Annotated in this window: 12 protein-coding genes; 2 read left to right on the top strand and 10 right to left on the bottom strand. The window is 38.8% G+C overall.

The genetic code is table 11. The annotated features are described in order from the left end of the window. Window positions 1-124: 124 nt before the first annotated feature. Window positions 125-862, top strand: a complete 738-nt coding sequence (locus tag VIM89_RS20460; RefSeq protein WP_488158046.1) for an AAA family ATPase — start codon at window positions 125-127, stop codon at window positions 860-862. Window positions 863-1,012: 150 nt separating this feature from the next. Here VIM89_RS20460 and VIM89_RS20455 read toward each other — a convergent pair whose 3' ends face one another. The 8 genes from VIM89_RS20455 to VIM89_RS20420 form a co-directional block, all read right to left on the bottom strand. Next, window positions 1,013-1,963 (bottom strand): D-2-hydroxyacid dehydrogenase, encoded by a 951-nt coding sequence (locus tag VIM89_RS20455; protein WP_488158045.1) that lies wholly within the window; start codon window positions 1,961-1,963, stop codon window positions 1,013-1,015. Window positions 1,964-2,060: 97 nt separating this feature from the next. Further along, window positions 2,061-3,128 (bottom strand): 3-phosphoserine/phosphohydroxythreonine transaminase, encoded by a 1,068-nt coding sequence (gene serC, locus VIM89_RS20450; RefSeq protein ID WP_488158044.1) that lies wholly within the window; start codon window positions 3,126-3,128, stop codon window positions 2,061-2,063. A gap of 208 nt (window positions 3,129-3,336) precedes the next feature. Further along, the gene (gene rpe, locus VIM89_RS20445) at window positions 3,337-3,990 is read right to left on the bottom strand and encodes a ribulose-phosphate 3-epimerase (RefSeq protein WP_488158043.1); all 654 of its coding nucleotides are present in this window, start codon (window positions 3,988-3,990) and stop codon (window positions 3,337-3,339) included. 160 nt (window positions 3,991-4,150) lie between these two features. Then, window positions 4,151-4,456, bottom strand: a complete 306-nt coding sequence (locus VIM89_RS20440) for a hypothetical protein (protein WP_488158042.1) — start codon at window positions 4,454-4,456, stop codon at window positions 4,151-4,153. 108 nt (window positions 4,457-4,564) lie between these two features. Beyond that, the gene (gene pnp / locus VIM89_RS20435) at window positions 4,565-6,694 is read right to left on the bottom strand and encodes a polyribonucleotide nucleotidyltransferase (protein WP_488158041.1); all 2,130 of its coding nucleotides are present in this window, start codon (window positions 6,692-6,694) and stop codon (window positions 4,565-4,567) included. Between the two features lie 125 nt (window positions 6,695-6,819). Next, window positions 6,820-7,098 (bottom strand): 30S ribosomal protein S15, encoded by a 279-nt coding sequence (gene rpsO / locus VIM89_RS20430; protein WP_488158040.1) that lies wholly within the window; start codon window positions 7,096-7,098, stop codon window positions 6,820-6,822. A 170-nt stretch (window positions 7,099-7,268) separates the two neighbouring features. Next, on the bottom strand, window positions 7,269-8,423 hold the full coding sequence (locus tag VIM89_RS20425; protein ID WP_488158039.1) for a hypothetical protein: 1,155 nt from the start codon (window positions 8,421-8,423) through the stop codon (window positions 7,269-7,271). 42 nt (window positions 8,424-8,465) lie between these two features. Beyond that, window positions 8,466-9,548 carry a hypothetical protein gene (locus tag VIM89_RS20420; RefSeq protein WP_488158038.1) on the bottom strand — a complete coding sequence of 361 codons (1,083 nt, stop codon included), beginning with the start codon at window positions 9,546-9,548 and terminating at the stop codon, window positions 8,466-8,468. 66 nt (window positions 9,549-9,614) lie between these two features. Here VIM89_RS20420 and VIM89_RS20415 point away from each other — a divergent pair, with 66 nt between their 5' ends. Next, entirely contained in the window at window positions 9,615-10,031 is a 417-nt protein-coding gene (locus VIM89_RS20415; RefSeq protein ID WP_488158037.1) for an acyl-CoA thioesterase, read from the top strand. 65 nt (window positions 10,032-10,096) lie between these two features. Here VIM89_RS20415 and VIM89_RS20410 read toward each other — a convergent pair whose 3' ends face one another. Next, on the bottom strand, window positions 10,097-11,224 hold the full coding sequence (locus VIM89_RS20410; protein WP_488158036.1) for a DUF4249 domain-containing protein: 1,128 nt from the start codon (window positions 11,222-11,224) through the stop codon (window positions 10,097-10,099). A gap of 100 nt (window positions 11,225-11,324) precedes the next feature. After that, on the bottom strand, window positions 11,325-12,314 hold the full coding sequence (locus VIM89_RS20405; protein ID WP_488158035.1) for a D-alanine--D-alanine ligase: 990 nt from the start codon (window positions 12,312-12,314) through the stop codon (window positions 11,325-11,327). Window positions 12,315-12,402 lie beyond the last annotated feature (88 nt).

The following is a 12,402-nucleotide window of genomic DNA, read 5'->3' as shown; positions in this document are numbered from 1 at the left end:
CACGCTGACCGTCGTTTACCCTTAGCCGGTACGAAAATAATCTGAGGCTTGCTATATTTATGTGTTTCTATTAGATTTTTTGAAACAATACAAGAATTGTAAGTTTGTTCTAAGTCAATAAAGCATGCCATTCTTATCACATATCTCTCTGTCACCTTTGGGCGGTGGTTACCTGCAACATATTTCAAGCCTCAATAGAGGCCTGGAACTTAGCCTAAAAAGTAACGTAACTTTCTTTGTAGGTGAAAATGGGTCAGGAAAGTCCACTTTGTTGGAAGGTATTGCAGAGCAATGTGGATTTAGCCTGAGAGGTGGCAATAGAAATCATAATCTAAATACCGGCCATCGTTTTGAAGGATATGAATCAGCATTGACCCGACATGTTCATTTAGGTTGGACGCCGCGCAGGATAAACGATGGATTTTTCATGAGGGCAGAAAGCTTTTACAATTTTGCGTCTTACATCGATGAGTTGGCTTTAGATGATCGTCGTATTCTGAATGCTTATGGCGGGAAATCGTTGCACCAGCAATCACATGGGGAATCATTTCTTGCTCTGTTTAATAATCAGTTTGAGTCAGGTATTTATATTCTCGACGAGCCCGAAGCAGCCCTTTCACCTGCAAGAATATTGGCTTTTATGTCAGTTATAAGTGAGCTTGAGAAAAGTGGTAGAGCACAATTCCTGATAGCTACGCATTCGCCGATACTTATTTGTTATCCGGGAGCTACCATTTACCAATTTGATGAAAGTGGTGTACAGGAAACCAACTATGAAAATACTGAACACTTCTATCTTACCAAATCATTTCTCGACAACCCGGCTGCATATCTTCGCCACTTAATGAATGACAACAACTAATCTCTTTACAGGGTTAACCCAAAAGTCATCATGCCGACAGATGTTACCTCATCGGCTCTGTGTTCTTGCTCACACGAACATACTTTTAAACAAAAAACCCAGCCAAAACTGACCGGGTTTAATTCGTACAGAAAAATGGGCTCAAACTCCTTACTTCTTAAAATGTCCTATTATCAAACTCGCCAGTTCCACTCCTATTCTTTCCTGGGCTTCGTTGGTAGCTGCACCAATGTGCGGTGTTAATGATATTTTAGGATGTTTCAATATTTCTTCGCGCGGGGTTGGCTCGTTGTCGAACACATCCAATGCAGCAAATGAAACCTGACCGCTGTTCAATGCGTCGACCAAAGCTAATTCATCTATCAAACCACCGCGAGAACAATTAACCAAGCCCACACCTTTTTTGGTTTGAGCAAGTTCAGCAGCGCCTAATAAGGCTTTGTCTACAAACGGTGTATGCAATGTAATGAAATCTGCTGTTTTGATTATCACATCCAGGGTAGCGGTCTTTACAGATGTTTTAACGGTTGTACCACCGCCTAATACTATTTCTACTTCCGGGTTAAATGGATATAAATCATAAGCCAGCACATCCATTCCTACACCAATAGCAATCTTAGCCACCTCGCGACCGATTCGACCAAAGCCTACAATACCTAAAGTCTTACCGCGAAGCTCGATACCTTTTGCATAAGCTTTTTTCAGATCGTTAAATTTGGTATTACCTTCAACAGGCATTTTGCGGTTGCTGTCCGGTAAAAACCGAACGCAGCCAAACAACTGTCCGAACACCAGTTCTGCAACTGATAATGATGAAGATGCAGGGGTGTTATACACGCCAATGCCTTTCTCTTTGGCATAGTCTACATCAATGTTATCTACGCCTACCCCACCGCGACCGATCAGTTTCAGGTTAGGGCAAGCGTCGATCAATGCTTTGCGCACTTTAGTAGCGCTACGAACAGTGATGGCATCATAAGCCTGCAGTTTAACAGGTAATTCATCCTGTGGTATATTATTTGTATCTACTTCAAATCCGGCATCTTCCAGCATTTTTTTCCCTATCGGATCGATACCATCGTTAGCTAATATTTTGATCATTTTTTTATTGTTCAATAGTTCATTTGTATCATTAGTTCATTGGTCTGCTCATTAATACTAATGAACAAATGAGCCAGTGAACTAATGAACTTAAAAATTATTTATTCTTCTCCTGGAACTCCTGCATCGCGTCAATCAGCACATGTACGCTGGTGATCGGCAATGCATTATAAATTGATGCCCTGAAACCGCCTACGCTTCTGTGGCCTTTGATACCCACAATGCCTTTTTCTTCGCAATATTTCAGGAACGGTTTTTCAAGCTCTGCGTTATCCATAACAAAGCAAACATTCATGTGCGAGCGGTCTTCAGGAACTGCAACGGCTCTGAACAATGGATTGCGGTCGATCTCAGCATATAAAGCTCTGGCTTTGGCCTCATTTTCTTGTTGAATAGCTGCAACACCGCCTTTTGATTTCAACCAACGCAGTGTCAGCATCGATACCAGGATGGCAAAGCATGGAGGCGTATTATACATTGATCCGCCTTCAATTTGTGTCTGATAGTTAAACATTGCAGGAATCTTACGACCGGTTTTTCCCAAGATCGAATCTTTTACGATAACGAGAGTAACACCTGCAGGACCCATATTCTTTTGCGCACCGGCGTAGATCAAACCAAAATCAGCCACATTTACTTTACGGCTGAAAATGTCTGACGACATGTCGCAAACCACCGGAATAGGTGATTTAAAGAATTGCTGCAACTGTGTACCATAGATGGTATTATTTGATGTGATGTGGAAATAAGCCGCATCAGCAGGAATAGTAAAATCTTTAGGGATATGAGTGTAGTTGCTTTCTTTAGAAGTAGCTACCACAACAGTCTCACCAAAGTATTTAGCTTCTTTGATTGCTTTGCTTGCCCAAACACCTGAATCCAAATAAGCAGCTTTGCCACCTTCCGGCAATAAATTGTATGGCGCTAAAGCAAATTGTGTACTTGCTCCACCTTGTAAAAATAATACCGAGTAACCTTCGGGAACTTCAAAAAGTTCTTTTACCAGTCTTACAGCCTCATCCAGTACAGCCTCGAATTCAGCCGAACGGTGCGATATCTCTAATATCGACAATCCTGTTCCATTGAAATCTAACACTGCCTCTGCGGCTTGTTTAAATACCTCATGCGGTAAAATGCCTGGTCCGGCACCGAAATTGTGTTTCATATTATTTTTTTGATTTAAAATAAACTAATGGCATAATTGCCAACTTTATATTTGGTTTGGCCAAAGTTAAACAATTTGATAATGTTTGCAGAGAATATTTGCAATATTTTTATCATAATTATCCATCCGGCTTATGTCCCAAATTGACATAATATTAAAAAATCAATTTTAACCCAGTATTAAGCGGCTTAATTATGATAGTGGTAATTTAAAAGGGATTTTTTAAATTTTTGATAGCCTGCAGTTGATCCGCAGCTGAGAAAACCGAGTTACCAGCAACAAAAACATTTGCACCTGCATCGATCAATTGCTTCACATTTTGCTCTCCTACACCGCCATCTACCTCAATATAAAGGCTCGGATTACGAGAAGCGCTTAATGCTTTCAGATCGTGTAGTTTCTTATAGGTATTAGGTATAAACTTTTGTCCGCCAAAACCTGGATTAACTGACATGATCAATACCAGGTCAAGGTCTTCAATAATATCATCCAAAAATGCAACAGGCGTGTGCGGGTTTAAAGCCACTCCTGCATGACAACCTAATTCTTTAATGCCTTGTACAGTACGATGCAAATGCGTACAAGCCTCAAAATGAACCGTGATACTATTGGCCCCTTTTTCCGCAAATTCTTTGATGTACCTATCCGGATCAACGATCATTAGGTGTACATCCAAAGGTTTTGTTGCGTGCTTCTTTACAGCCTCCATCACCGGGAAGCCAAATGAGATATTCGGCACGAACATCCCGTCCATAACATCCACGTGGATCCAATCGGCCTCGCTCCTGTTCAGCATTTCAATATCTCGCTGAAGGTTGCCAAAATCAGATGCTAAAATGGAGGGTGCTACGAGGTGGTTCATGGGTCGAATATAGGTAATTAGTGATTAGTTAACCAGTTAATCAGTGATTAGTTATGCAGAAATTTAAAACTAATATTGATTTTAGCGTCTATCGGCTAATCCAATTCATCAACTAACTAATTACTGATTAACCGGTCACTGATTAACTGATCACTGACCATCAATCACAATTTTGCAGCAGATCGTAGTATTTTTTCATCAACACAAGGTCGTAGTTGACAAGGGAGTTGTAAGCCTCGGATACAAGCTCATTCAATATGGGGATTGCAATATGAGCGCTATTGTTAGATATAGATTCTGTCTGTTGTATTAATTGTTTGACCCGTATAATCTCATAAAGCAATAATTTGGTCAAATCCTCCTGAGTATTTTGCATAACAGTTGCCTTACCATCAAGCAAATTTAATGAGTCAACGTTAACAGAATTTATCTTATCGTTAGGGTCTGGTAAAGGATCTATGCGCATATTATTAACTTAAGTTCAAAAACGTTCTAATTGTTTTCAAAAAGTGAAAAAAAATTTCATAAAAAAAGCCCCCGTTCCCGGAGGCTTTATAATAAGCTGATTTTTAAATTATTGCGCTTTTTCTGGTTTTGGCAATAAAACTTTTCTTGAAAGCTTCAGTTTACCTTGCTTGTCGATGTCAAGTAATTTAACTCTTACTTCATCACCTACTTTAAATATGCCATCCATCGTCTCAAAACGTTTATGGTCGATCTCCGAAATGTGAAGTAAGCCATCTTTACCAGGCATGATCTCAATAAATGCACCAAAAGGCATGATCGATTTCACTTTACCTTCATATATCTCGCCAACTTCAGGTTTTGCAGCGATGGCCCTTATACGTGATACAGCAGCATCGATAGAAGCTTTGTTTGCGGCAAAGATCTGAACGATACCCTGGTTGTCTTTTTCTTCAATAGAAATGGTAGCACCGGTTTCGCGCTGCATTTCCTGGATGATTTTACCACCCGGACCGATAACCGCACCGATAAATTCTTTATCGATCTTGATAACGATGATACGTGGTGCATGTGGTTTATAATCTTCACGTGGCTCACTGATCGTCTTTTTGATCTCGTTTAAGATGTGTAAGCGACCGTCTTTTGCCTGAGCTAAAGCTTTCGTTAACACTTCGTATGATAAACCATTGATCTTCAAGTCCATTTGACAAGCAACAATGCCATTTTCGGTACCGGTTACTTTAAAGTCCATATCACCTAAATGGTCTTCGTCACCTAATATGTCTGACAGGATCGCGTATTTCGTTCCCATCTCATTGGTGATCAAACCCATAGCGATACCTGTTACCGGGGCTTTGATCTTCACACCGGCATCCATCAGCGCCAATGTACCGGCACACACAGTAGCCATTGAAGATGAACCGTTTGATTCCAAAATATCAGATACCACACGGATAGTGTATGGATTCTCATCTTCAGGAGGTAATACCTGTTTCAATGAACGCTGGGCCAGGTTACCGTGACCAATCTCTCTACGACCTGCTCCCCTGTTCGGGCGAACCTCACCTGTTGAGAAACCAGGGAAATTATAGTGAAGAATAAATTTCTGATAGCCATTGATAAACGCACCATCGATCATTTGCTCGTCTTCCTTAGAACCTAAGGTTACAGTAGTTAATGATTGTGTCTCACCACGGGTAAAGATCGCTGATCCGTGTGCTGAAGGCAGATAGCTTACTTCGCTCCATATCGGGCGGATCTGGGTAGTAGTACGGCCATCTAAACGTTTGCCTTCGTCTAATACCAGGTTACGGATAGCATCATACTCTACGTCGTGGTAGTATTTCTTAGCAAGTGAAACAGTGATAGGCTCAACTTCTTCGCCTAAAGTTTCGATATAGCTATCGATAACTTCTTTGAATTTGGTTGCACGCTCATCTTTTGCAGATGCAGAAGAAGCAATGGCATAAACTTTATCATAAGTAGCAGCATATACTGCTTTTTTCAAATCCTCGTCATGTGTTTCGTGGCTGTAAACACGTTTTTCAGTTTTACCGACAGCTTCAGTTAGCTCGCGTTGAACGAAAACTTGTTTTTTGATAGCCTCATGAGCGAATTTAATAGCTTCCACCATTTCATCTTCCTGTATTTCTTTCGCTTCACCTTCAACCATGTTGATGTCAAACTCAGAACCTGCAACGATGAACTCTAAAGTAGCACGCTCCAAATCGGTCATAGTTGGGTTAATAACCAATTGACCGTCAATTTTAGCTACGCGAACTTCAGAAATCGGTCCGTTAAACGGAATATCAGAAACAGCAATTGCTGCTGATGCTGCCAAACCTGCAAGGCAATCAGGCATAATTTCTTTATCAGCAGAAATCAAGCTGATCATCACCTGTGTATCTGCATGATAATCTTCAGGGAACAAAGGACGCAAAGCACGGTCAACCAAACGTGAGATCAATACCTCATAATCTGATAATCTTGCTTCACGACGTAAAAAGCCACCCGGGATACGGCCAGTGGCAGCGTATTTCTCCTGGTAATCAACTGACAGGGGTAAAAAATCAACTCCTTCTTTTGCATCGGGCGAAGAAACGACGGTAGCCAACAACATCGTATCTCCCATTTTCACAACTACAGACCCATCAGCCTGTTTGGCCAGCTTACCGGTTTCGATCTCAATGGTGCGTCCGTCACCCAGGTCGATAACCTTTTTAATTACATTTAAACTCATCTTGTTTTTGTTGTGGTGTGCTTTTCATCTTCAGAACACACCGGTTTTTATTTTGTGTATAATTGTTTGCAAAAGTAAAAAAGCCATCCGAATTGGGATGGCTTTTTAAGAAATTCCGGAAAGATTTATTTGATAATATCACGCAGCTGTAAAGCTTTGATGATAGCACGGTATCTTTCAATGTCTTTGTTATACAGGTATGCCAATAATGCACGGCGTTTACCTACTAATTTTTGCAGCGAAAGCTGGGTTGAAAAATCTTTTTTGTTGTTTTTCAAATGTCCTGTCAAATGCGCAATACGGGTTGTGAATAATGCGATCTGTCCTTCAGCCGAACCTGTATCGGTTGCGCCTTTACCATGTTTTGCAAAGATATCAGCCTTTGCTTCTTTACTTAAATACATTACTTGAATAATATTAAAGCGTTAATACTTTTGTTAATTGAGGTGCAAAGGTAATGTTTGTTTTTGGATAAATGAAATAAATGTTCGATAATAGTTGATTGAGTTAAATGGTTGATTAAGTGAGTGGTTGTCGGCAACAGCATTCAACAATTTACTAATACCCATAAATTTCAAACAGAGATCGGTTTTAATTCTAAAGAATTGTAAAAATCGGCTTTTGCTTTTTTACTAAAAAATCGATTAAATATTATTTTACAAGGTTTTATAAGAGATGTGGTCAATATCAGACCGCCTATACCCTTATAGAATTCCTTACGCAGATTAGATTGAGTTTCCGCCCATAAAATGAGTTTTGACATATAATTCCAATTGGACGTTTGCCAAAATATAATCATTAAAATATGTGGAATTATTATCGCAATTGGCAACAAAAGCCATAACGACTTATTCCTCCATTTCTTAAACAATTTATCTCGCTGAAATCCTATTATTTGATTCGTTAAAATCTCATTATTCGTTTGTAAGTCAACCAAGGACTTATCTTTCAATTGTTTTTCCCTTTCATCATCAATAGTTAATTGAATACTATTGTTATTCCCTTTTGTATTTTGAATATGCAACTGATTTATACTTAAATTATATATTCTAAGCCTCTCTTTCAGGTCGGTTATATTATTTTCCAATTTCTGATTTTCCTCAGCCACCTTTGAGCTTTGTTCATTAATGTCTATAATTAAGCCATTCTTTTGTTCCAACAAATCTTCAAGTTCCAAGAATTGTTTATCCAATTCTTTATAATCTTTTTGCAATTTAGATTCAACAAACTCATTTAATATTTCTGGTTCACTATTTTCCAGCTCTTTAAACTTGTTTAAGAACATTTCGTCCTTGATGCAATTGAGAATCATTTTCTCGTCAGATATTCCCATATTATGAAAATACTTAACACTTCTTATTGCAACCTTTGACGTGAAAATATTATTGTCCAATGCCGGTGTCGAAATTGTTTTTATAAAGGCTCTTCTATAGTCATCAGATTTTACAGGCAGGTAGTTTAGCATCTTTTTCAATAATATTCCTGGAGAAAAAAACGTAGGAATATTTGCCCCATCACGCTTCTTCATTACCAAATGATGATCGTATTTGATGAGTCTCTTATCTAAGGTAACCCCTAAATATTTTACATCATTTATAGACGAGATTTTCGCGTCTCTAAGAAACAAAATAGCCTCTCTTAAAAAAATATCATGTTCTATTTGCTTAATATCTTTTTGACCTTTTATCGGCAGCCCCTTTTCTTCTCTTTGCTCATCGATAAATTTCAAATAATTCAAGTATTTACTTTCTTGGTCTTTAAGGTATTCATCCTAAGAAGTTAATCGATCAAATTGAAAAGCGAATATGTTTATGTCTCTATTTTTAAGATTTAGTTGTGCATGACCAATAACATCCTTAGGATGAGGAGTATTCTCCATATCAGCCAGTTTCTTTTGAAAATATCGCATAGTTAAGTCATCAATTTGGTTTGACTTCACTAATGCAGAAATTTGTGAATAGTTCAAGTTTTTAGGAATCATCGCATCAAAATCTTTACTTCGATTTTGAAGTTCTTTTAGTGTGACGCTTAAATAATAGAACTTTATTTTCAGTGATTTGCCTAATTCTACTAAAGCTTTGGCCGCTTCTGTATCTGGATGGGAATGTAAGTCCAGTATTGAGTATAAAAAATTAGTATCGACAAATATTGTCCAATCAAATGCTATGTCCTTATAAATAAATTCATATTCTTCTTTAGATAGCCCTAACGCAAAAAAAGCCTCAGATTTATTCGCGAGGCTCATTAAATAATCTAAGCTTTCAACACTTATTTCAGTAGAAAAATTCTCAATATATTTCTTTAATACTTTAGATAGAAACGAGTTATTTAATTTAACAATGTACTTATTTAATATGCTTGAAAGATCTATATCTAACTCTGTGCTTGCTCTTCTGACATCAAAGGCCGACAATGCATTTTTACCATGTTCTAAATAACATTCATATATATACTCTGTTAAAGTATCCCATAACAAACTAATTTCTTCACTGTTAAGCGGTCTTTTGGAATATTTCTTTATACTTTTCGAAAACTGATCGAATCGTTTATCTCTTTCGTCTTTATTGAGTAGTTCAACTTTTTTGAGTTGCAATTCTCTTTCAAGAGTCAAAGCGTATTTACCTGTGCTGTCTTTAACTACAGAGCTTTGATCGATTAATGTTTCAAGGTTCTCGATTAGCTCGGATTTAAATAGTTCAATATCAAGCTCAATCTTTATGTATTCATTTAATTCGTCAATACTAACTTGTTCATTAACTGAATGAAGTATATATTCGATTATTCCTTGAATGGTTTTATCTCTTGCATCGGACTTTGATAAATCTAGAGATCTAATTATTTTGTTTAAATTCATTTTAGAGGCAAGGTAAAAGTTAAAAATACAAAAAAATATTGATATATTTTCTATATCACACTGAGAATGACCCAACAATACTCCACCTTCGAAACCGAATTCCGTGTTCGCCCCGATGATATCGACATGTTTCAGCATGTGCATAACAGTAAATATTTCGACTATGTGCTGGCTGCGCGTTACGATCAGATGGAACGCTGCTACGGCATGGCTATGGAAAAGTTTATGGAGCGTGGTTTTGGCTGGGTAGTGCGCACTGCTCATGTGGATTATAAACGTGCCTTAACTATGGGGGACTATTTCATTGTAAAAACTGGTATCGATAGTATAGACGATAAAGGCTGTCGCGTAAAATTCACCATCACTAATAAAGCAACCGGTAAAGTTTGCTGCGATGGCTGGTTTTATTATACCATGATCGACATGCAAAGCGGCCGGTCAGCCAAAATTCCTCAGGATATTATTGAGCATTATTTAATTTGATGTGTAGATTCTAAGATCAAGCTAAGCATCTGCATATTCGCACATCTGCACATTTGCAAATTCACTCACTTCCAGAATGAGGGGATTTGAGTTGTTCCCCTGATTGTGCAATCGGTACAGCCGGCAGAGCTGTATATATAAACGCCTTTGTCGCTATCAAATGCTATTGGTGTAATGTCAGAAGCTGAACCAAAAAAAATGCTGCCGTCACGTGTCGAGTCAATCAGGCAATCATAGGGGTAAACAGTTGGTGTTGGCGGTAAAGTGCTGTTTGGAATAAATATCCTTTTGCTTTGCACGTTAGTAGCGGTAATGTAACCGAGCGCAATTTTAGCCGGGTTACTAATACAATGGACATTTCCGACGAGTTCAGAAGGCAACTCGCCGAATATAGTTCCTAAATCCTCCGTATTTTTTTTTAATAAAGTATAAAATTGAAAAGCATCGGCCGTCAAAGCATATTGCCGCACGATAATGCTGTATTTGGTTTCCAGCTTCTCAGACGACAGGGCCGCGCTAGTCAATATATTTTGATAGACCACATCACTGCTCAAACCAGCAGTTGACCCTAAGAGAATATTCGTCGACCTGTCGTTGCCAAAACAATTGAACACCTGTTGATCGGGCCTGCGTCCTGTTAATTTATTTGTAACCGTATCTGCAACAAGCGATGAGCTATACTTAGTATTAAACTGCCATGTTTCATTATATTCCCACCTATAACAGCGCGTACTGTTGCCCGCATCGTGCGCATTAACGTAAATCTGCAAATTTCCATTGCGGATATTGTATCCTATACTATCAATCGGTGGCGTGGGCTTTACATCTATAAAGTCCGACTGATACTTTTCACCATCAGTTGTGGCAATATCCAGGCGGTACTTTGATGACAACGGCAGATTAAGAACACCTGCGGAAAGATACCTGCCAGTACCGTCACTATTTAATTGCCAGGTATTGCCCTGACTATCTTCTATATTTATGATTGCCGATAATTCGGGGTTTGATGTTTTTTTACTATCAACATTAACCGTCCTGCTCAATTTAATAATTGTAGTGTCGCTACCTGGATTGATTACCCCCTCAACAACAAGGTAACTGTCCGGCGCCGCCACGATATGTGGATTATATGGCTTTTTACAGCTAACCAATAAGGCAAAAAGTACGGGTAAAATGTGACGTAACCTTATCATAAATCCAAAGCACTGCTTCTGGCTATTATTTAACTAAGATAATAGTTACTGTAAACCGCAAAGCAATAGTCCCCGTTTTACACAAAAAAGTTACAAGAAATTAATGGGCAATTACTCCGTCGATCAACTCACCATAAAACTCCCCCAGATTCATACCTGCTGCCCTCACCTGCTGTGGGATCAGACTGTTAGCAGATTGCCCTGGCGTGGTATTGATCTCGATGAAATAAAACTCTTCAGTTCCTTCCAGTAAAATGAAATCAACGCGTACCATTCCTTTACAGTTCAATCGCAAGTATACTTCGGTTACTATTTCTGCAATCTTTTCATTTTGCTCTAGCGTTAGGTTTGCAGGCGTAATTTCGCGGCTTACGCCTGGAGTGTATTTGGCCTCGTAATCAAAGAATTCCTTTGAGCTGATAATTTCCGTTGCTGGCAGCACTTTTATCTTACCATGCAGGCGTGCGATACCGACGCTAAACTCACGGCCCTTTATAAACTCCTCAACCAATATCTGGTCGTCCTCGGTAAATGCTCTTTCGAAAGCATCATGCAATCCGGCAGCATTCTGCACTTTGCTCATGCCTACACTGCTGCCGCCGTTGTTTGGCTTTACAAAAAGCGGGAATTTCAGTTTGGCAGCTACCGCTGATACATCATGTATACCGCTCTTAAAAATTTGCACCGAGCGGGCAATGTTTAAACCATGAATGCCATTTACAATAGCTTTGGTGTAAGCCTTATTCATCGTGATGGCTGAAGTAGTTGCATCACAGGTATTATAAGGTATGCCCAGCATATCCAGGTAGCCCTGTACTTTACCATCCTCGCCTGGTGTGCCATGTATGGTGATGAAAGCGAAATCAAACTTTATTTTCTGACTATCTACCGTAATGGTGAAATCATTTTTATCAACGGTGATATTGCCCTTATCTGAAGCATAAAACCAGCTATCTCGGTTTATAAATATGGTGTATACGTTATATTTTTCTGCATCAAGATTGGCTGCGATGTTTTTTGCGCTGTTTACAGATACTTCGTATTCCCCGGTGAATCCGCCGGCCAGGAGAGCTATATTTTTACGTGACATATTCATCAAAGATAGACTTTTGATGAAGCTTCAAACAATCTGTTTTTATTTTTTAGAAGAAATTATCGTCAGTTAAATATTATTTTTG

Origin of the sequence: Mucilaginibacter sp. (assembly GCF_036568825.1) — a bacterium.
In the GTDB taxonomy this organism is placed as follows: Bacteria; Bacteroidota; Bacteroidia; order Sphingobacteriales; family Sphingobacteriaceae; genus Mucilaginibacter.
The sequence above is the reverse complement of the archived record's forward strand: the minus strand, read 5'-3'. Positions and strand labels throughout refer to the sequence as shown.